We start from the raw sequence: 20,495 nt of genomic DNA on the forward strand, positions 1-20,495 counted from the left end.
TCGATGACCGCGCGAGGTAACAGGGGCAAAACGTGCCCCTTTGTTTACAGCGCTGCCGCTAGGCGGGTGCCTTGGTTAATGGCGCGCTTGGCATCCAATTCGGCCGCCACGTCTGCACCCCCGATGACATGTGGGGTGATCCCTTGTTCGATCAGAGCATCCGCCAAAGAACGATCTGAGAGTTGTCCGGCGCACATCACGACCGTATCGCATGCGATCACTGTTGGGTTTTCGCGTGCTTCACCAAAGGAAACATGCAGACCCTCATCGTCGATCCGCTCGTAATTCACGCCGCCGACAAATTCCACGTTCTTCATCTTGAGCGTGGCGCGGTGAATCCAGCCAGTAGTTTTTCCAAGACCCTTGCCGTGCGCCTGTTTCTTACGCTGCAGCAGGGTGACCTGACGCGCTGGGGTGTGGGGTTGCGGCCCCTCTGGGGCCAGACCCGCGCGATGTTCAGATGGATCAGCGACGCCCCATTCTTTCATCCACAGCGGCAGGTTTTCTGTTGGGCTGTCCCCTTGGTGCAGCAGGAATTCAGACACATCAAAGCCGATACCACCGGCGCCGATCACCGCAACGCGTTTCCCGACGGGGGCCTTGTGGCGCAGCACGTCGATATAGTCGAGCACGTTGTCCCGATCCTGACCGGGGATGCCGGGATCGCGTGGCGTAACACCCGTGGCGATGATCACTTCGTCATAGCCGGTCAAATCTGCCGCCGAGACATTCCGGCCCAATTCAACCTTGATGTCCAGATCCGCAATCATGGTGCGATACCAATCGACGAGGCCCCAGAACTCCTCTTTGCCGGGAACCTGTTTGGCGATGTTGAGCTGTCCGCCAATTTCGTCAGCACGGTCAAACAGAGTGACATCATGCCCGCGTTGCGCAGCGGCCATGGCGGTGGACAGGCCCGCAGGTCCTGCGCCAACAATAGCCACGGTTTTGGGCGTGTCTGTTTTGGTGATGATCAGCTCGGTTTCGAAACAGGCGCGCGGGTTCACCAGGCACGAGGTGAGTTTTCCGCTAAACGTATGATCCAGGCAGGCTTGGTTGCAGGCGATGCAGGGTGCGATTTTGGCGGCCTGATCTGCCGCGGCTTTGTTCACAAAGTCTGCGTCTGCCAGCATCGGGCGGGCCATTGAAATCATATCGGCACAGCCATCGGCCAGCACTTGCTCTGCAACATCCGGAGTGTTGATCCGGTTAGAGGTGATGATCGGGATCGAAACCTTGCCCATTAGTTGTTTGGTGACCCAAGCAAACGCAGCGCGCGGCACGCTGGTTGCAATGGTCGGGATGCGCGCTTCGTGCCACCCAATACCCGTATTCAGGATCGTCGCACCCGCTTTTTCGATTTCACGGGCCAGCTGGACCACTTCATCATGGGTGGAGCCATTCGGCACGAGATCGATCATCGACAGGCGATAGATTATGATAAAGTCGGTGCCGACGGCTGCGCGGGTGCGACGTACCACTTCGATTGGCAGTCGCATCCGGTTTTCGTATGAGCCGCCCCATTGGTCGTCGCGCTTGTTGGTGTGGGTGACGAGGAACTGGTTAAGGAAGTAGCCTTCGGAGCCCATAATTTCGACACCATCGTAACCAGCCTTTTGGGCTAGGACAGCTGCATTCGCGATGTCGGCGATCTGCTTTTCGATGCCGTCTTCGTCCAACTCATTCGGAGGGAAAGGCGAGATAGGAGACTTGACCGGGCTGGGGGCAACACATTTTGGCCCATAAGCATAGCGACCTGCATGCAGAATCTGCATTGCGATTTTTCCGCCCGCTTCGTGGACTCGGTCGGTGATGATGGAGTGATTTGCGACATCTTCGTCGTTGGTCATCATCGATGCACCCGGCAGAACAGACCCTTCTAGGTTGGGACCGATGCCCCCTGTTACCATCAGGGCAACACCACCCCGTGCACGGTCCGCATAGAACTCGGCAACTCGGTTCCAGTCTTTTGTTTCTTCAAGACCGGTGTGCATGGACCCCATCAGCACGCGGTTTTTCAGAGTCGTAAAGCCCAGATCCAGCGGGGCCAGCATGTTTGGGTACACAGTCATTGCACTCTCCCTAATGTTGGAGCGTAAGATTGCTGCGTGGCAGCGCGAAGTCACGCGAAACCCAACGTCACCCTCTTTCGGTGCTGGGGTTGGCTTGTTAGACAGTGCAAAACCCGAAGATGAGGCCCGGACTATGACCCCCGAAGAGATTGCTAAGTTGCCCTATCGCCCCTGTGTGGGGCTGATGTTGATGAATGCGCAAGGCAAGATTTTTGTCGGCCAGCGCAATGATCGCCATGCTGATGCGTGGCAGATGCCGCAAGGTGGGGTTGATGAAGGTGAGGCGCCTCAGGACGCTGCATTGCGGGAGTTGTGGGAAGAAACCGGGGTGACGTCTGATCTGGTCGAGGTCGTGACTGAAACTGCTGGCTGGCTGCCCTATGATTTACCACATGATATCGTGCCAGTTATCTGGAAAGGGCGTTATCGCGGACAAGAACAAAAATGGTTCTTGCTGCGGTTCAACGGAGCTGATGACCAAGTCAATATCGCGACGGAATATCCTGAATTCACCCGATGGAAATGGCAGGAACCTGATCAGCTGATCGCGGAAATCGTGCCTTTTAAACGCGACGTCTACGCCGCGGTTCTGGCCGAGTTTTCTGAACACCTAGGCTAACGTTTTTTCGCACTGGTTTGTTAACGGGTTGCGCGACCTTCGGTCTCGCGTCCTGCGGACGGCGGGGCCGCGAAGCGGCGCGTGGCTTTGCCACGCGCCGCTTCGCCCAGCGGGAGGAAATATGCCGTTAGGCATGTTGACGACGGATGGGAGGACACCCGCCCGTACAATCAGAGTAGGTTTTCGGAACGCAGGAGGTCTTGTAGATTCGCTTCCGGGCGTGGACCAATGTGACTGATAACTTCACGGGCGCAAACGCAGCCAATGCGGGCGCAGGTTTCGAGATCGCGACCTGTTGCGAGGCCAAATAGGAAACCAGCGGCAAATTGATCACCAGCGCCAGTTGCATCCACTGGAACAACCTTTTCAACGGCGACGTCGATGCGTTTTCCTTCGTGGAACACCGAAACCCCGTCACCGGATCGGGTGCAGACCACCAGTGGGCAGATGGCTGCCGTTTTGGCCAACGCGTCTTCTAGGTCGTCTGTCTCAAACAGGGACTTAATTTCGGCTTCGTTACCGATCACATAATCCAACTCATTTTCGATCAAAGACAGGAAGTCCGCACGGTGGCGCTCGACGCAAAATGGATCGGAAATTGCGATGCCGGTTTTCCCGCCGCCCTCGCGGCAATCACGAGCTGCCTCTAGGAAGGCGGATTTCCCTTTGTCTTTGTCAAACAGGTAGCCTTCGAGGAACATGATTTGCGACTTGCCAGCAACCTCTTTGGGAACATCAGCCGAACTTAGCTCGGACGAAATCCCCAGATAGGTGTTCATTGACCGCTCACCGTCGGGAGAGACAAAGATCATTGAGCGCGATGTGGGCAATTCGCCCCCCGCCACGGGTGGGTTTACAAAATCGACCCCGTCTTCGTTCATCGCATCCGCATAGAAATGTCCAAGGGCATCATCATGCACACGCCCGATAAACGCAGCCTCCAAGCCCAAAGCACCGGCACCTGCGATGGTATTTGCAACAGACCCGCCGGGGGTCTGAACGCGACCTTCCATTGCGGCGTACAACACTTCGCCGCGATCCCGTTCGATCAGCTGCATGATGCCTTTTTCAATTCCCATCAGATCGAGAAAGCTATCGTCAGATTGGCTGATGACGTCCACAACGGCGTTGCCGATTCCGACGAGTTGATAAGTTTTCATAGGTTCTTGTCCTCGAACATGCACAAGTCGCGAATGAGGCAGGTGCCACACAGCGGCTTGCGTGCTTTGCAATGATATCGGCCGTGTAAAATCAGCCAGTGATGGGCATGGAGCTGAAAGTCAGCAGGAATGTTGTCTTCGACGGCCCGCTCGACCGCATCGACATCTTTACCCGGCGCAATACCGGATCTGTTGCCGACGCGAAAGATGTGCGTGTCGACCGCTTGGGCAGGTTGGTGCCACCACATGTTTAAAACCACATTTGCTGTCTTTCGGCCAACTCCGGGCAAAGATTGCAGCGCCGCGCGAGAGTTCGGAACCTTGCCGTCATAATCTTCGACCAAGATGCGGCTGAGTTTGATGACATTCTTGGCTTTTTGACGGAACAGACCGATGGTTTTTATGTGTTCGGTCACGCCTTCTTCGCCCAGATCCAGCATCTTTTGCGGGGAATCTGCGATCTTGAATAATGCGCGGGTTGCTTTGTTTACACCTGCGTCTGTTGCCTGCGCTGACAGAGCGACAGCGACGACAAGAGTATAGACATTGACGTGCTCCAATTCCCCTTTGGGTTCGGGCTCGGCTGCCTGAAAACGCGAAAATATCTCGCGGATTGTGTGATAATCTAGTTGCTTGGCCATGCAGAGTGTAATGCCGTGGGATGTCTGTCGGGTAAAGAGGCGAGGCAAGGGGTGTCGCTTGAAGGCATCCCAAACGTCCCAGTTATGCAACGCAAGGCTATGCGAGCGGACCTGCTGCATTTCGCATGTTTCGGGTCGCTTGAGACCCTAGGCAAAGCTACGATGGCGCAACACAGGAGGTACGCCATGAATATTGAAGCACGCGAAAATGGGTATCACTACGAGGTAATGCGTCGGGCCATCGAATTGATCGACCAAGGCGGCGAGACTCTGTCGTTGGAACAATTGTCCGCGCAGATGAACATGAGCCCGGCCCATTTCCAGCGGCTGTTTTCCCGTTGGGTTGGGGTCTCTCCCAAACGGTTTCAGCAATATCTCACGCTTGGCCATGCCAAGGCTCTTATGCACGACCGGTTCACAACTTTGGAAACGGCGCACAATGTTGGCTTGTCTGGAACGGGGCGTCTGCATGATCTTTTTGTGCGATGGGAGGCGATGAGTCCCGGCGATTTTGCTCGCAAGGGGGACGGGCTGACGATCTATTGGGGGTGGTTCGAAAGTCCTTTTGGTCCGGCTTTGGTGATGGGCACAGACAAAGGTATTTGCGGGATGGGGTTTGCCGCCGAAACCGGCGAGGAGGCGGCCATGGAAGATTTGGTCGCACGCTGGCCCAAAGCCGATTTTGTCGAGGATCCGATGCGTTTGCGCCCTTGGGTGCTAAGCGCCTTTGGGGCGGCAAGTGATAAACTGGAACCCACCCCGTTGTTCCTGATTGGGGCACCCATGCAAATCAAAGTGTGGGAGGCGCTGCTGCGGATCCCGGATGGACAAGTGACGACCTATTCAGAAATCGCCGACGCCATCGGAAGCCCACGTGCGGTGCGCGCTGTTGGAACAGCTGTCGGGCGCAATCCAATCAGTTGGATGATCCCCTGTCATAGGGCGCTCAGGAAATCCGGAGGGCTAGGCGGCTATCACTGGGGTTTGCCAGTTAAGCGGGCAATGCTTGCGTATGAGGCGGCCCGCGCCGAAGCGTAAGAACGACTGAGCGCAGAAAATGTAGGTATAGGTGCGCGTTCTTTGGTAATTTGCGCAAGGTTCCGCCGAATTTTTGGGGCACAGGCTTGAGCGTCAGCCGAGATCAAAGGATATACTAGGCCAAAGGGTCTCGGAACAAACCGGGCCTAATGAGCAGAAGGTGATCCTATGACGATCTCAAAAATTTCGCTGGTGGCTGTGCTAAGCGCCACCGTTGCGCTGAGCGCTTGTACTGATCCGGCCACTTTGGGTGCGCAGACAGATCCCAAACAGAATACCAAACAGGGTGCGATTTTTGGTGGGCTTCTTGGTGCGGGTGTTGGAGCTTTGGCGAATAGCTCTAACCCAGCGCTTGGCGCTGTCGTTGGCGGTGCTGTTGGCGCCGGTGCTGGTGCGCTTATTGGGAACAATCTAGATCAGCAAGCAGCAGAGTTGCGGCAACAGTTGGCGAATGACGGGATCACTGTCACAAACACCGGTGATAGGTTGATCGTTTCTGTCCCGAATGACATCACTTTTGACACCGACAGCTATACCGTCCGTCCTGCTTTGCGTTCCGATCTTGAAAAAGTGGCGCAGAACTTGCTGCGCTATCCTGAATCAAATGTTCAAATCATCGGTCACACTGATAGCGATGGCGACGCGCCCTACAATCAGGGTTTGTCTGAACGTCGTGCGGGCGCTGTGGCTGATGTAATTCAGGCGGGCGGAGTTACGTACAACCGGATTTCTACTTTGGGTCAGGGTGAAAACGATCCAATCGCTTCGAACCTGAACGAGGCGGGTAAAGCCGCGAACCGGCGGGTGGAAATCGTTGTGATACCGAAAAGCACTTAAATATTTGGTGTTTCAAATGCGTCTCGCCGAATTGTTGTTACCAAATGAGGGAAATTCATGTCAGAACCTGTATTGCTGGGCCTATCTGGGTCATTGCGACAAGAGGCGACTAATCGGAAACTGCTGCGTGAAGCGGCCCGTTTGTTCGGCCCATGTATCTACGCAGAGGCGGACCTGAACCTACCCTTGTATGATGGCGATGCCGAAGATGCAGATGGGGTCCCGGCTTTGGTTCAAACGTTGGCAGATCAAATCGCTGCTTCCGATGCAGTGCTGATTTCGACCCCTGAATACAACAAGGGGCCCTCTGGCGTGTTGAAGAACGCGTTGGACTGGGTGAGCCGTACCAATGGATCGCCATGGGCGAATAAACCCGTGGCCGTCATGTCCGCGGCCGCCGGCCGGGCTGGTGGGGAACGCGCACAGATGGTTTTGCGTGGATTCATGGTGCCGTTTCAACCGCGTATCTTGCAGGGCCCTGAAGTTCATTTGGCGGGCAGCGGATCTGCCTTTGATGAGGCGGGTCAGCTTATTAGCGCGCAATACACCAAATCTCTGCAGGCGTTGATGGAAAAGCTGCGCGCCGAGATTGGGCGTTAAGACAAGGTACTGATTTCGATAAGATTGCCGTCGGGATCACGTAGATAAAGAGACAGAATTGGGCCGGTTGCTCCTGTGCGGGGCACCGGCCCTTCTTCGATCTGGATGTCGTGTGCGTGGAGGTGGCTTTGCCAATCGGCCAGTGGGGTTTGCGTTAAGAAGCACAGATCAGCCGAACCGGGATTTGCATTTTGAGCTTTGGGTTCAAAGGGGGCAGATGCTGGATGCAGGTTGATCTTTTGCTGCCCGAATTTCAGTGCTGTGCGGGTTGATCCATCTGCGGGGTGGAATTCTTCGATCTCCATCTGCAAGACGGTCGTGTAAAACCGCGTGGTGGCCGCAATATCCGCAACTGTCAGCACCAGATGATCAAGCGAAGAGAGGACTGGCATCGGTTGTTCTTTCTGCAAAGCGGCGTAAGGTTGCGACATGAAAACCGATCTTACAACCGAAAGTCAAAGCGATGTGATGGACCCTGCGCGCGCAGGGGCGTTTCAGATTGCAATGGGTCAGATAGCTGAGATGACAGAAGGGTCGGTCTTGCCGCCGTTCTTTCATCAGCTCTATTTTTGGTCTCCGCATCCACCCGGTCAGCTGGGGCGCGATGGCCATCCTCGTGTTGGGGGCGGCGGGTTGATCCCAGATTTTGGATTGCCACGTCGAATGTGGGCTGGTGGGCGACTGCGCTTCAATCGGCCCTTGCTGGCGGGATTTCGGGCAGAAAAGCGGTCTGTTCTAGAAACATCTAGCAAGAAAATTGGTCGCACTGGACCGCTGGCTTTTGCCACCCTGCGTCATGAAATTTGGCAAGACGGCACATTGTGTCTGACAGAATGGCAGGACCTTGTATATCGCGAGGATCCGAATCCCACTGCCCCGCGCTCCGTGGCACCCATGGCGCGCACGGATGAGACGGATCGCCAGTCTGTGGCGTTCGATTCTACATTCTTGTTTCGGTATTCGGCGCTGACATTCAATGGGCACCGCATTCATTACGACCAAGAATACGCGCGCGATGTGGAGGGCTACGAAGGGTTGGTTGTTCACGGCCCATTGCTGGCACAAAAGTTGATGTTGCTTGCCGAACGGGTAATCGGACCACTTGCCGAGTTTTCGTTTCGCGCCTCTTCGCCGTTGATGCATTTCGAAACAGCAGAACTGTGTCGGAACGGGGCTGATCTATGGGTGCGCGGGCCGGATGGTCGCCAGTGTATGCAAGCGACGGCGGTGGCGATCTAAAGCGAGGCTTGGGGTTTAAAGGCCTCGGGGATGGTGTCGGTCCCGTGTAACATCAATTCGGTCATCACCTGTGCAACCTTTGGGGCCATTCCAAAGCCGATCTTAAAACCGCCGTTGGCAATGAATTGTCCGGGATAAAGGGGATGTTCGCCCAACATGGGCGCGCGGCTTTTGGAGCGTGGTCGCACGCCAGCCCAGCGTTCGATTACCTCGGCACCGCGCAACAGCGGTAGGGCCAGCATAGCGCGTTCAATGACGTCCTCTAGCGCGTCGTCTGTACTGGCTGGGTCGTCATATTCGCGTTCAGAGGTTGAGCCGATGGCCAGTGTTCCGTCCGCATGGGGGATAAGGTGCAATGCATCGGCATAGAGTTGTGGAACCGGCCCAGCGTCAAACCGCAGCAACGCGGCTTGCCCTTTTACTCCATTGCCAACCGGGCGTTCCAAAGCAGTTGAAAGATCTTTGAGCCCGGTGGCACCGGTGGCGTATAGCACCCGCCCTTCATTTGGGGCGTCATGGGTGATCTCGACGTCCATGGCTTGCAACGCTGCGACCAAAGCGGCGCAGGCGCGACGCGGGTGCATACGCCCGCTTAGGGTGTCGTGAATGACGAAACCGGTTGGGCTGGGCGGGCACCAATCCCCCAGATCGGTTGACGAACGCACGGACCAAGTCGCTTTGCCCTGCCATAAATCGCGTGCAGTTTCGCTGCGCTGATGCGCAAGGGCCAGCGTTCGCTCGTCAGCGATGGGTTGCAGACGCCCCAAGCGGCCATATCCGGGGGATACACCTCCGGCGGCTTCGACCTCGGCCCAAAAGGGTTCGGCCATGATCAGGCTCTCGAATTGGAACGCCTTTTTGGAGTTCCAGTTTTCCGGCACATGGGGAGCCAATGCGCCGACCAAGCCACCAGAAGAGCCCGCGCCGGGGCCATGCGGATCAACAACGCGGACTTTTGCGCCATGACGGACACAGGTCCAAGCGATGGAGAGACCGAAAATGCCCGCGCCACGTATCGTCACATCAACCATTGCCAATTCTCTCGTCCTTCGCCAGTGTCGCGCCGTTTCACATCAGGCTCTAAGGGATCATCGCATGACTGACCAGCGCGCAAAACTGTCATGGGCCGAGGGCCAGGTGCCGGTGTCGGATCAGTTCGATGATCCGTATTTCTCGCTCCAGAATGGATTGGCTGAAACGCGGCATGTGTTTCTGGATGGCAACGATTTGCCCGCGCGGTTCGCGCCCGGTTTTCATATTGCCGAACTGGGTTTTGGGACCGGTTTGAACTTGCTGACCGTTTGGTCTGAATGGGAAAAAAACGGTCGCTCCGATCCGCTGAAATTTACCAGTTTTGAGGCCTTTCCCATGGCGCGTGATGATATGGTGCGCGCGTTAGAGGCTTTCCCCGAAGTCGCCCTATGGGCCGAGCGGTTTTTGGCAGTTTGGCAAGGGGGCACCTGTGATCTTGGGACGCTCCGGCTAGAAGTGGTTGAGGGCGATGCGCGAGAAACTCTGCCCCTGTGGCAGGGTCATGCTGATGCGTGGTTCTTGGATGGATTTTCGCCTGCAAAGAATCCGGAACTTTGGGGGTCGGGTTTGATGGCTGATGTCGCAAACCACACCAGACAAGGCGGAACAGTTGCGACATACACGGCAGCAGGGTTTGTCCGGCGCGGATTACAAGAGGCTGGGTTTACCGTCTCTAGAGCTCCGGGTTTTGGGCACAAACGGCATATGACGCAGGCGGTAAAGTAGTGAACCAACAGAAGAACAATGTTCCGGCGGGTATCGCACTCATGCTGGGAGCGACTGTGGTTTTCGCGTTGCAGGATGGGATCTCGCGCCATCTGGCCGGGGCTTATAACACCTATATGGTGGTGATGATCCGCTACTGGTTCTTTGCCGCCTTTGTGATTTTTCTGGCACTGCGCAATGCAGGTGGGATTCGGGCCGTTGCGCAAACCAACCAACGGGGCCTACAAATCCTGCGTGGGGTTTTGTTGGCCGGGGAAATCTGCGTTGCAGTCTATGGCTTTACCATTTTGGGTCTCATCGAAAGCCAAGCTGTGTTTATCGGCTATCCGCTCATTGTTGCGGCGCTTAGCGGTCCCATTTTAGGGGAGCAGGTCGGCTGGCGTCGCTGGGCGGCGATTGGTGTGGGTTGCATTGGTGTTCTTATTATCCTTCAGCCGGGTATGGGGGTGTTTAATCCCTGGGCCATCATTCCGCTGATTTCGGCCTTTATGTTCGCCCTATACGGACTATTGACGCGATATGCGGCGCGCCAAGACAGCACCGCCACCAGCTTTTTCTGGACCGGTATCGTGGGCTCAATCATGATGACGGCAATCGGCATCTGGTTCTGGGAGCCGATGGCGCAAAAGGATTGGGGCTGGATGGCTTTGCTCTGTGTATCGGGTGTGGCCGGTCATTGGCTGTTGATGAAATGCTATGAAATGGCCGAGGCCAGCGCGGTGCAACCTTTCGCCTATTTCCATCTGTTTTGGACCGCGATCCTTGGGATCACAGTTTTTGGCGAAGATCTGCGTACTGCAGTCATCATCGGCACCGGGTTGATCATCTCGGCGGGGCTGTTCACGTTATGGCGCGAAAGCCTCAAGCGTTGATCCGTTCAACTCTTTCGAAAACGGAATGGGCAGAGGGTCTTTACCCAACCGCGCCCGATAAACCGGCAGGCTTTCGGTCACTCGCATGACATAGTTTCGGGTTTCGTTGAACGGGATATGTTCGATCCAATCGATCATGTCGGGAGAGCCGGTGCGTGGATCACCAAACAAGCCCATCCAGCGGATTGGGCGTTTGGGCCCCGCGTTATATCCGGCGGCCATCATGACAACATTGCCGACAAATTCGGCCGACAGCCCCGCAAGGTAATTCGCACCCAATTTGGCATTATATTTCCAATCTGAAGTTAGGCGACCGGTTTGGTGCGCCCCAAGAATACCCAGATCCTTGGCGACCAGTTGGGCGGTTGCAGGCATAACCTGCATCAAGCCCCGCGCCCCGGCCCCGCTTATCACGATGTGGTCGAATTCACTTTCACGGCGGGCAATGGCTAGCGTCATTTCCTTGGCCATGGGCAGTTGTAGCTCGGCAACCGAATGCAATGGGTAATATGCAGCAGGCAGAACAATCCCTGTGCGGGCTGCCCGTTTGGCGATCATGACCGCTAAATGCGACTGTCCCAGTTCAATTGCCATATCTCCCAATTGTGCCGCTTGTACCGGATCCAAGCTCTCGGTCAGGTGGGTGAAAAACCGCTCTGCTAAGTTCAGCTCGTTGGCCTGCAGCAAAAGACGCCCGGCTTTGTATACCGATAATTTGGTAAAATCCGCTTGCGCCCAGGGTGGGTTTTGTGGGGGATTGGCCAATGTTTCATCAAAAGGTCGCCCAATCTGTTCAGCAGCCAAAAGCCCATAAAAGGATGTCTGATATTCTGCGCCCAAAGCATATCCTGCCTGTGCTTTGTCTGTATTTCCCTGTGCGGCATAGGCCCGGCCTAACCAATAGCCCGCGCGTCCTTTGGATATCGGCGAAGCGACAGCGGCCTCAAACCGTTCAAAGTGCTTTGCTGCGGTTGCTGGGTCCTCTAATTTGCGCAATGCGATAAATCCCGCAAGCCATTCCAGATCAGCGTAGGCATAGCCCATTTCCGGGGTCATATGGTGGTGCGCGGCGACGCTGTAGGCGCGCTTGTCCTTTCCTTGGCGCATTTCCAACCGGGCCAGCCTGCGGCGTCGGGGTCCCCATTTGTCGGGCTCGCCTAGGGCTTTGGGACCGGTGGATCGTTCTAACATCAGATCCACAGCGCTTTCGTCAAACTCTTTTCGATCGCGCCAGACGAACCGATCAAACGCGAGTCCGGGCGCTGAGGTAAGACTGTCTGGAACTGCTTCGATCAGGCGGTCGACACCGGGGGACATATTCTGTAGGCTGAGCCGCGCCTCAGCCAGTTTACGCTGGTCGGCGCTGACCAAAGACAACATCTGCTTCGAGCTAATCTTGTGCCCCTCCCACAGCATCCGATCCAACCGGGCGGCATGGTGTGGTTTGAGCAATTTGGAATAGTTCTGCAGATAGATTTTTTGCAACCCGCTGCCCATTGGCATTGTGCGCCAGGCAACGACCAACTCTGCCTCGCCCTCACCACGTTTGCCGGTGGTGATTAACGCTGTGGCATAATTTAACGCCCCCTCGGCGGTTTGGGCAGGTTGTTCAGAGTAGAATTTGAGCGCGCGTTGTGGATCTGCATTGGTGAAAGATGGCTCGCTTTTACGACGCAAGAATGCCTGTCCGGGCCAATCGGGCCGCCGGTCGAGAAAAACCAAGGCATCCCCCGATTCGCCATACCCTTTGCGCAGCCAGTGCCAGACAATGATATCACGTGAAACCGAGCCGCGTTTGCCCGCAACGCGCAGGGCTTCGTTCCAGTTTTCGGCGCGCATTTCCTTGAGCGCCAAGGCGAGTTGAGCCGCTTGATCCGCAAAAGCAGGGCCAACAAGAGTGAATGTGTAGAAAAAGAGGGCCACACCAAGGGCTAGAACTCGTGTCATCACTTGCATTTCCCAACGAACCAAGGCTAGTGCCTTTCACGATAAACCGTGTGCCGTCCGGATCAAAACACAATCCCGGCAGCGCGCAAATCCGGTGGGGTTTTGCCCACCATGATCCAACCTAGGGAGCGTACCCATGTTCAAAGGCTCAATGCCAGCCCTCGTCACCCCGTTTCGCAACGGCGCGTTGGATCTGGATACGCTCAAACACTTGGTTGAATGGCAAATCAGCGAAGGCTCTACCGGCCTTGTTCCGGTTGGAACCACAGGCGAAAGCCCGACGCTGACCCATGATGAACACGAAACCGTTGTGGCCGAGGTGGTCAAAGCGGCGGCTGGTCGCGTGCCGGTGATTGCAGGTGCCGGATCCAATAACACAGTGGAAATGATTCGCTTTGTTGAATTCGCGGCTAAGATCGGTGCCGATGCGGCGCTGGTTGTGACACCATATTACAACAAGCCGACTCAGCGCGGCATGGTGGCTCATTTCACTGCAGCCCATGATTGCGCTGATATCCCGTTGATCATCTACAACATCCCTGGACGGTCTATTGTTGATATGACCCCCGAAACGATGGGCGAGCTGGCCAAGCTGCCACGCATCATCGGTGTTAAGGATGCGACGGGTGATATCGCACGTGTCAGCCAGCAGCGCGCCAGTTGTGGTTCTGATTTCTGCCAGCTGTCTGGCGAAGACGCGACGGCGTTGGGTTTTAACGCCCATGGTGGTGTTGGCTGTATTTCCGTGACTGCTAATGTCGCGCCAAAGCTGTGTGCTGATTTCCAGCAGGCAACGTTGGCGGGCGATTACGCCAAAGCGTTGGAGTATCAGGACAAGCTGATGCCACTGCACGAAGCAATCTTTATCGAGCCGGGTCTGGTCGGTGCGAAATATGGCCTGTCCAAGCTGGGCCTGTGCACCGAAGAAGTCCGCTCGCCCCTGACGGGTCTGGAAGAAAGCACCAAGGCGGCGATTGACGCGGCTATGTCGCACGCCGGGTTGATCTGATTACCTAACGATAGTCATAAAAAAAGGGCGGCGCTCCAATTTGGAGCGCCGCCCTTTTTCGTGTGTTCAGAGAGACGTGGGCCCTCTCTATTAGCGTTTGCCGTAGTAGAGGCCGACCACGTGCTCTGCCTGAGCAAAGAACAACCAGCGCGACACGGCGATGCCAACCAAATGCGACAGTACGGCAATCAGCGCGCCCAAATGGTGGGGCGAGGCATAAAGCAGTAGCAGTGGTACAACAAAGGCTAGCGTGAACGCGATGATGCGCAGTTTGGCCGCATGTTTCCGGCCCACCACGTGCACGAATTCTCGCAGCAGATAGTTGGTGCCGGTGTGTGGCGGTTCAAACGCACGCACCTCTCCAATGGACCCCAGTCCCGTTGCGGTGCCCATATCGGTACCGGACGCGGCGAGTGCCTGATCCCCTTGTTTCCAGTAGACCACTTGTACGACGGCAGCCACGGCCAGCAAAACCATTGCTGCCTTGATCTGACCCGACAACAGCGCGCCACCAGCAAGGCTGAACGACAGGAACATCGCAGGCGTTAGTTTCATGTTCCAACGTGGGATAGTTTTGAGCTGTGTGTAGATCATTGAGGTGGTGAACACGGTCAGCAGGCTGAAAAGTGCGCCAATCAGGCCTAGAATGGAATAGCTTTCGCCCATGAATACCAATCCTGCCCCATAAGGTGCCATCACAAGCAAGGCGATGACAGCACACCAGCCTTCGCGACTTAACCAGCTGGAGCGCCACTGCGTGAACGCTTTCAGCGCGCGCTCTGGGTGGCCAAGATGGAAGGTCGACGCCAACAAACCACCTACCGCCAAAGCATAGGCAATGGCGAAAAAGACAAAGGCGACCCAACCTGTCACGTCAGGCATACCCAAGCCGAGGAACAGCAACAGGCCGAAACCCAGTCCAGACAGGGTGGTAAATACGATAACTGAAGGTGCGGGATGCATCAGGCATTACCTCCGGGCAATTTGTCGAGCGCTTTGTCGAGCCACCCCATGAAGCCCTGAGGCTCTTCTGCGATGGGGGCGAGCAGAGGGGCGAGGATATCGATCTGCTCTTCAATCGTGTCCTTGGGGCGAGGGGGCAGGTATTTGTTGACCGGCTTGGTGCCCATTTCAGGCATCAAATCCATACCGCCGCGCTCGGCAACCAACTGGCTAACGTCGCTGTTGGGGTCACCGAGATCGCCAAAGTGCCGCGCACCTGCGGGGCAAGTTCTAACGCAAGTCGGGACACGATCCACCTCTTCAAGGTTCTCGTTATAGATCCGGTCTACACAGAGAGTGCATTTCTTCATCACACCTTCTGCTTGGTCCAGTTCGCGTGCGCCATAGGGGCAGGACCACGCGCACAGGCCACAGCCGATGCAGTCAGATTCGTTAACCAGTACGATGCCGTCTTCGACCCGCTTATAGCTGGCCCCGGTTGGGCATACTGTGACGCAAGGCGCATCTTCGCAATGCAGGCATGATTTTGGGAAATGAATCAGCTGTGCTTCGGGTGCTGGGTTGCTTTGACACGGCGTTGGTTGCACCTCAAAGCTGTGCACGCGGTTCAGAAAGGTGCCCGACGGTTCACCGCCATACGCATCCTGATCCGAGAGCGGAGCACCGTAGTTTTCAGTGTTCCACCCTTTGCATGAGATCACGCAAGCATGGCAGCCAACACAGGTATCAAGGTCGATGACCAGACCCATTTTACGGTCGGTGGATTGGGGGAGTTGGGTCATTATTTACCTACCTTCCACGCGAGGTTTTTGGGGCCGGTTCCGACCGGTGACTTGATGGATTCAAACACAGGCTGACTTTCGGGCAGATCATCAGGCGCGCCGGCCTTTTCGATTTTAACCTTCAAGTCAAACCACGCTGCCTGACCTGTGACTGGGTCTGAGTTGGCCCACCGCATGCCGTCCGCTTTGGGCGGTAGCAATTCGTGGATCAGGTGATTCAGCAGGAAGCCTTTGGTCGCTTCTGGTGCGTCCTCTTCCAAGGCCCAGGCACCCTTACGTTTACCAATGGCGTTCCATGTCCAGACGGTGTTGTCGTTGAGAGCCGCCATTTCCATGACGGGCACGGTAATCGACCCGTGAGGAGAGGTGACTTTGGCCCAATCGCCGTCCGAGAGCCCATGCAGACGCATCAGTTTGGTCGGAACATACAGCGGATTACGGCCGTGCAACTGACGCAGCCACGCGTTTTGCGTGCCCCACGAGTGATACATTGCCATCGGACGCTGTGTGAGCGCGTTGACGGTAAAGCCTTGGTTGCCCTCTTGGTCGGTTTCGTACCAGATCGGCAGTGGGTCCAGCGTTTCCTTGATCCGCTCGCGCAGATGTTCGGGCGGCTGGCGGTCACCGTGACCTTCGGCAGCGAGTTGGAAATTCCGCATCGGTTCCGAATAGAGCTGGAACAGATAGGGTTGCGGGCTGTCATAGAGGCCGATTTCGACCGCCCAATCCTGATAGGCCGCGTTCCAAGGTTTATAGTAATCCGCACCATCGGGGATATGCGTGACGCAGAAACCGCCGTTTTCGATGTACTTGTCCAACTGCTCGGGGTTCACGTCGCCCCGACCGGCTTGGGTGCCATCGCCCCGGAAACCATGAAGCGGACCAATGCCCGGCTTACGCTGGTGGTTGACGATGTAGTCGCCATAATCCGCGTATTTCTGGCTGCCGTCTTCGTTAACAAAACCGGGCAGGTTCAGGCGCGCGCCAAGTTCGCACAGCACGGACTGGAACCCACGCACATCGCGGTCAGGCTCGATCACGGGCCAACGAATGGCATCGGCGGCTGCGTCCGCTTCGCAGATCGGGCGATCCAGCAGCGAGATACAGTCGTGACGTTCCAGATAGGTTGTGTCGGGCAGAACCAGATCCGCATAGGCGACCATTTCCGAGCTGTAGGCGTCGGAATAGATGATGTTCGGGATCACGTAATCGCCATTCTCATCCTTGTCGGTCAACATCTCCATCACACCCTTGGTGTTCATGGAGGAGTTCCACGACATGTTGGCCATATACATGAACAGCGTGTCGATCTTGTAGGGATCACCCGCATGAGCGTTCGAGATTACCATATGCATCAACCCGTGGGCCGACATGGGGTTTTCCCACGTATAGGCCTTGTCGATGCGTGCGGCGCTGCCGTCTTCTTTCAGGCACAGATCATCGGGACCAGTGACATAGCCCAGATGCGGACCATCAAGTGGTTTGCCGGGGGTGACGCCATAGTGGGGTTTCGGGTGGGCCTCGACCGGCTTGGGGTAGGGCGGTTTGAACCGGAACCCACCGGGGACTTCGACAGTGCCAAGGATGATCTGCAACACGTGCAGGGCGCGGCAGGTCTGGAACCCGTTGGCGTGGGCCGAAACACCGCGCATCGAGTGCATGGCGACCGGGCGGCCAATCATCTTGGTGTGCTTTTCGCCGCGGAAATCGGTCCACTCTTTATCGAGCTCAAACGCCTCGTCAAAGGCAACACGGGCCAGTTCCCCGGCGATGGCGCGGATACGCTTGGCCGGGATGCCACAGCGATCTGCAACCGCCTCGGGTGCGTATTCGTCGGCCATGTAGCGTTCCACCATCTGGTGGAACACAGGGCGATGGGTGACACCGTCAACAGTATGAGTGGCGGACAGATCAGGACGTACGCCGGGTTTGTCGAACGCGGTCAATTCTCCGGTGTTGCGGTCGATGACCAGCGGTTTGCCATCCGCATCGCGCAGGAATAGACCGTTTTCAGCACCCTCAGACGCATTTACCAGAACCGGCGCGTTGGTATAGCGGCTGAGGTAGTCCAGATCGATTTTACCAGCCTTGAGCAGCACGTGGATCATCGACAGGATGAACAGACCATCCGTGCCTGGGGTGATGCCGACCCATTCGTCCGCAATTGCATTATAGCCGGAGCGGATCGGGTTCACACCGATGACACGTGCGCCCCGGGCTTTGATTTTTCCCAGACCCATTTTGATCGGGTTGGAATCGTGATCTTCGGCGACGCCAAACATCATGAACAGTTTGGTGTGGTCCCAGTCAGGTTGACCGAACTCCCAAAACGCGCCGCCCATGGTGTAGATGCCACCCGCCGCCATATTGACCGAGCAGAACCCGCCGTGGGCCGCATAGTTTGGGGTGCCGAAATGTTGGGCCCAGAAACTGGTAAAGGACTGCGACTGATCGCGGCCCGTAAAGAATGCCAGTTTTTCAGGATTATCCTTGCGGATCGGTTCCAGTAGGTCGGTCGCTATGGTCAGCGCCTCTTCCCAGCTGATTTCCTCGAACGCGCCAGACCCGCGGGGGCCGACGCGTTTCAGAGGCGCACGCAAACGCGAGGGAGCGTTTACCTGCATGATACCGGCGGATCCTTTGGCGCACAACACGCCCTTGTTCACCGGGTGGTCGCGGTTGCCTTCGATATAGGCAACCTTACCGCTTTTCATGTGGACGTTGATGCCGCACCGACAGGCACACATATAACATGTCGTCCGTCTGATCTCGTCCGAGATCTTGGGACTGGTGTCAATCTTGGGTTGCTGGATGGTCATCTGGCGTCCTTCTGTTGGGGCGGTGTCTCAGGTCAGGAAGGTAATTCCCGTTAGGATCACTCCGGCAATAAATAGGGTTTCGACAACGATCAGGGCGATGGCGGCACCACCGACTGAAAGAACTTGTTTCAGGTTGGTTTTCATACCAACCGCAGCGATGGCCGTTAGCAAGAGCCAACGTGACGCTTGGCTCATGAGTTCGGTCACGGCAGCTGGAATCAGACCAAATGAGCTGAATGTAGCAAGCACGAGGAAACCGACTACAAAGCTGGGGAGAAGTGGAGGGCGACCGCCATCAGGGTCTGCCTCGGCAAAGGTTCGGATCATGATCGAGGCAACCAGAACGATGGGGGCCAACATGGCAACCCGGATCAGTTTTACCAAAGTTGCGGTGTCACCGGTTTGTTCCGAGATCGAGAAACCCGCCCCAACAACCTGCGCCACATCGTGGATGGTCCCTCCAAGGAACACGCCGCCTGCAACATCGTTCATGTCCAGGTATTGCACCAAAATAGGATATGCGATCATGGCGATAGTCGACAGAACCGTCACACCCAATACAGTAAAGATCAGGCGCTCTTCTGACCGTTCATCCTTTGGCAGGATCGCACTGATGGCCATGGCGGCTGAAGCTCCGCAAATGGCAACTGAGCCAGCGGTCAGGAAGGCAAAACGCCATTTGTGGCCCAAGAAGCGGGCAATCGACATACCAAACCCAATGGTCGCCACAACGCCAAAGATCACCAAAGCGATCAATTCCCAGCCTAGACCCATCATCAGGGTCATTGAAACGCGCACACCCAAAAAGGCGACGCCCAAGCGCAACAATGTGCGCGCAGTAAATGCGATACCGGGAACGGCTTTGCCTTCCTGGCCCAAAAAGCCAACGGCAATGCCCAACAAAAGAGCCAGCAGCATGGCTGGGGTTGCGTAATGTTCAGACAAAAACTTTGCGGTCATTGCCACAAGAACGGACACGATAATGCCCGGGAACAATGTATTGATTTTGTTTTTGGCATTCTCAAGAAATGGAGTATGCGGCTGGGTTGTGGACGCCATAGCGGTCACTTGGTCCTTCGAAACTAGAATAGGTTGCGACGCGGCGAATCTATGAGGCCGCGCGCTGCCGGTATTATTTATTAAGCGCTTGCAGAATTGTGACGGCGATCATCTGGGTCACGTCTTCAGCAATACAGCCACGTGACAGGTCATTGGCGGGTTGGGCCAGACCTTGCATCACGGGACCGATGGCGGCGTATCCGCCAATGCGCTGGGTGATTTTGTAGCCGATATTTCCCGCATCAAGGTTGGGGAAAATCATGACATTGGCCCGACCTGCAACTGCAGATTCGGGCGATTTTCGTTCACCAACAGAGGGAACAAAGGCGGCATCGAACTGCAGTTCACCGTCGACGTTCAGATCTGGTTGATCTGCGCGCAGGGCGTTGGTAGCTTCGATAACTTTGTCGACTGCGGGATGGCGGGCGCTGCCTTTTGTGGAAAAGGACAGCATGGCAATTTTGGGTTTAACTTGCAGAAGTGCGCGCGCAGAAACGGCGGATGCAGTGGCAATGCCAGCCAATTCCTTGGCAGACGGGTCAATGACCAACCCACAATCAGAATACAGCATTGCGCGGCCGTTATCGGCACTTGCAGGCGGGTACATCAGGAAAAAGCTCGAAACCATAGCGGCGTCGGGGGCCATGCCGATGACCTGAATCGCGGTGCGCACAACGTCACCTGTGGTGTGAACAGCGCCACCAACGGTGCCAAGTGCGCGGCCCGAACGGACCAGCATCGCGGCATAGACTAGCGGAGTTTCAGCGGCAGCGCGCGCTTTGGCTTCATCCACCCCTTTGTGTTTGCGAAGCTCATGATAGCGGCTGGCAAATTCTTCGGTCAGATCCGAAGTCGCGGGATCGTGCACAGCAATGCCGGGACCAGCAGAGGCACCCTGTGCCTGTAACGTGGCCTCTACCTCGGCAACTGCGCCGATGAGAATAATGTCGGCCAATTCGGCCTGATGGGCGGCAAGTGCCCCCGCAACAATGCGGGGATCACTGCCTTCGCTTAGGGCAATCGTCGGACGGTTGGCCGGGGCACAGGACCGCAGGAGTTCAATAGGAAGCTGTGTCATGT

19 protein-coding genes are annotated in these 20,495 nt (G+C 56.4%); 8 read left to right on the forward strand and 11 right to left on the reverse strand.

Annotated features, from left to right (window positions below):
- Positions 1–44: 44 nt before the first annotated feature.
- Positions 45–2,072, reverse strand: coding sequence for an FAD-dependent oxidoreductase (locus ABWV33_RS16435; protein WP_353332279.1), 2,028 nt, complete (start codon positions 2,070–2,072; stop codon positions 45–47).
- A 133-nt stretch (positions 2,073–2,205) separates the two neighbouring features.
- Here ABWV33_RS16435 and ABWV33_RS16440 point away from each other — a divergent pair, with 133 nt between their 5' ends.
- The gene (locus ABWV33_RS16440) at positions 2,206–2,691 is read left to right on the forward strand and encodes an RNA pyrophosphohydrolase (RefSeq protein WP_353332353.1); all 486 of its coding nucleotides are present in this window, start codon (positions 2,206–2,208) and stop codon (positions 2,689–2,691) included.
- 170 nt (positions 2,692–2,861) lie between these two features.
- Here the strand turns inward: ABWV33_RS16440 and ABWV33_RS16445 are convergent, their stop codons facing one another.
- Positions 2,862–3,851 (reverse strand): adenosine kinase, encoded by a 990-nt coding sequence (locus tag ABWV33_RS16445; protein ID WP_353332281.1) that lies wholly within the window; start codon positions 3,849–3,851, stop codon positions 2,862–2,864.
- Positions 3,848–4,492, reverse strand: a complete 645-nt coding sequence (gene nth, locus ABWV33_RS16450; RefSeq protein ID WP_353332283.1) for an endonuclease III — start codon at positions 4,490–4,492, stop codon at positions 3,848–3,850. The genes ABWV33_RS16445 and nth overlap by 4 nt, the downstream gene beginning before the upstream one ends.
- Positions 4,493–4,678: 186 nt before the next feature.
- Here nth and ABWV33_RS16455 point away from each other — a divergent pair, with 186 nt between their 5' ends.
- The 3 genes from ABWV33_RS16455 to ABWV33_RS16465 all read left to right on the forward strand — a co-directional run bounded on the left by ABWV33_RS16455 (position 4,679) and on the right by ABWV33_RS16465 (position 6,967).
- Complete coding sequence (locus ABWV33_RS16455) at positions 4,679–5,530, forward strand: bifunctional helix-turn-helix domain-containing protein/methylated-DNA--[protein]-cysteine S-methyltransferase (protein ID WP_353332285.1); 852 nt, start codon at positions 4,679–4,681, stop codon at positions 5,528–5,530.
- A gap of 168 nt (positions 5,531–5,698) precedes the next feature.
- The gene (locus ABWV33_RS16460; RefSeq protein WP_353332287.1) at positions 5,699–6,367 is read left to right on the forward strand and encodes a YiaD family glycine zipper/OmpA-like lipoprotein; all 669 of its coding nucleotides are present in this window, start codon (positions 5,699–5,701) and stop codon (positions 6,365–6,367) included.
- Between the two features lie 57 nt (positions 6,368–6,424).
- A complete protein-coding gene (locus ABWV33_RS16465) occupies positions 6,425–6,967 on the forward strand; it encodes an NADPH-dependent FMN reductase (RefSeq protein WP_353332289.1) in 543 nt (180 codons plus the stop codon).
- Here the strand turns inward: ABWV33_RS16465 and ABWV33_RS16470 are convergent.
- On the reverse strand, positions 6,964–7,398 hold the full coding sequence (locus ABWV33_RS16470; protein WP_251134348.1) for a VOC family protein: 435 nt from the start codon (positions 7,396–7,398) through the stop codon (positions 6,964–6,966). The two genes, ABWV33_RS16465 and ABWV33_RS16470, sit on opposite strands and share 4 nt — an antisense overlap.
- Between ABWV33_RS16470 and ABWV33_RS16475 the strand changes: the two genes are divergently transcribed.
- Entirely contained in the window at positions 7,397–8,206 is an 810-nt protein-coding gene (locus tag ABWV33_RS16475) for an HTD2 family dehydratase (protein ID WP_353332291.1), read from the forward strand. The two genes, ABWV33_RS16470 and ABWV33_RS16475, sit on opposite strands and share 2 nt — an antisense overlap.
- On the opposite strand, the gene ABWV33_RS16480 is transcribed toward ABWV33_RS16475, so the two are convergent.
- The gene (locus tag ABWV33_RS16480; RefSeq protein ID WP_353332354.1) at positions 8,203–9,237 is read right to left on the reverse strand and encodes an NAD(P)/FAD-dependent oxidoreductase; all 1,035 of its coding nucleotides are present in this window, start codon (positions 9,235–9,237) and stop codon (positions 8,203–8,205) included. The genes ABWV33_RS16475 and ABWV33_RS16480 overlap by 4 nt on opposite strands.
- Before the next feature lie 64 nt (positions 9,238–9,301).
- On the opposite strand from ABWV33_RS16480, the gene mnmC2 reads away from it, so the two are divergent.
- Together mnmC2 and ABWV33_RS16490 are read left to right on the forward strand one after the other, a co-directional pair.
- Positions 9,302–9,964, forward strand: a complete 663-nt coding sequence (gene mnmC2, locus ABWV33_RS16485) for a tRNA (5-methylaminomethyl-2-thiouridine)(34)-methyltransferase MnmC2 (RefSeq protein ID WP_113823705.1) — start codon at positions 9,302–9,304, stop codon at positions 9,962–9,964.
- Positions 9,965–10,005: 41 nt separating this feature from the next.
- On the forward strand, positions 10,006–10,836 hold the full coding sequence (locus ABWV33_RS16490) for a DMT family transporter (RefSeq protein ID WP_353332356.1): 831 nt from the start codon (positions 10,006–10,008) through the stop codon (positions 10,834–10,836).
- Here the strand turns inward: ABWV33_RS16490 and ABWV33_RS16495 are convergent.
- Entirely contained in the window at positions 10,810–12,783 is a 1,974-nt protein-coding gene (locus tag ABWV33_RS16495; RefSeq protein ID WP_353332293.1) for a lytic transglycosylase domain-containing protein, read from the reverse strand. The two genes, ABWV33_RS16490 and ABWV33_RS16495, sit on opposite strands and share 27 nt — an antisense overlap.
- A gap of 136 nt (positions 12,784–12,919) precedes the next feature.
- Here ABWV33_RS16495 and dapA point away from each other — a divergent pair, with 136 nt between their 5' ends.
- Positions 12,920–13,792, forward strand: a complete 873-nt coding sequence (gene dapA / locus ABWV33_RS16500) for a 4-hydroxy-tetrahydrodipicolinate synthase (RefSeq protein WP_353332295.1) — start codon at positions 12,920–12,922, stop codon at positions 13,790–13,792.
- Positions 13,793–13,882: 90 nt separating this feature from the next.
- On the opposite strand, the gene ABWV33_RS16505 is transcribed toward dapA, so the two are convergent.
- From ABWV33_RS16505 to pta, 5 genes are all read right to left on the reverse strand, one after another.
- Positions 13,883–14,755, reverse strand: a complete 873-nt coding sequence (locus ABWV33_RS16505; RefSeq protein ID WP_353332297.1) for a dimethyl sulfoxide reductase anchor subunit family protein — start codon at positions 14,753–14,755, stop codon at positions 13,883–13,885.
- Positions 14,755–15,537 (reverse strand): 4Fe-4S dicluster domain-containing protein, encoded by a 783-nt coding sequence (locus ABWV33_RS16510; RefSeq protein WP_353332299.1) that lies wholly within the window; start codon positions 15,535–15,537, stop codon positions 14,755–14,757. Before ABWV33_RS16510 ends, ABWV33_RS16505 begins: the two co-directional genes overlap by 1 nt.
- Complete coding sequence (locus ABWV33_RS16515; protein ID WP_353332301.1) at positions 15,537–18,356, reverse strand: molybdopterin oxidoreductase family protein; 2,820 nt, start codon at positions 18,354–18,356, stop codon at positions 15,537–15,539. Before ABWV33_RS16515 ends, ABWV33_RS16510 begins: the two co-directional genes overlap by 1 nt.
- 27 nt (positions 18,357–18,383) lie before the next feature.
- Positions 18,384–19,415, reverse strand: coding sequence for a YeiH family protein (locus tag ABWV33_RS16520; RefSeq protein ID WP_353332303.1), 1,032 nt, complete (start codon positions 19,413–19,415; stop codon positions 18,384–18,386).
- A 73-nt stretch (positions 19,416–19,488) separates the two neighbouring features.
- A complete protein-coding gene (pta, locus tag ABWV33_RS16525) occupies positions 19,489–20,493 on the reverse strand; it encodes a phosphate acetyltransferase (protein ID WP_353332305.1) in 1,005 nt (334 codons plus the stop codon).
- Positions 20,494–20,495 lie beyond the last annotated feature (2 nt).

The organism is Phaeobacter sp. NW0010-22 (assembly GCF_040365955.1).
In the GTDB taxonomy this organism is placed as follows: Bacteria; Pseudomonadota; Alphaproteobacteria; order Rhodobacterales; family Rhodobacteraceae; genus OMPR01.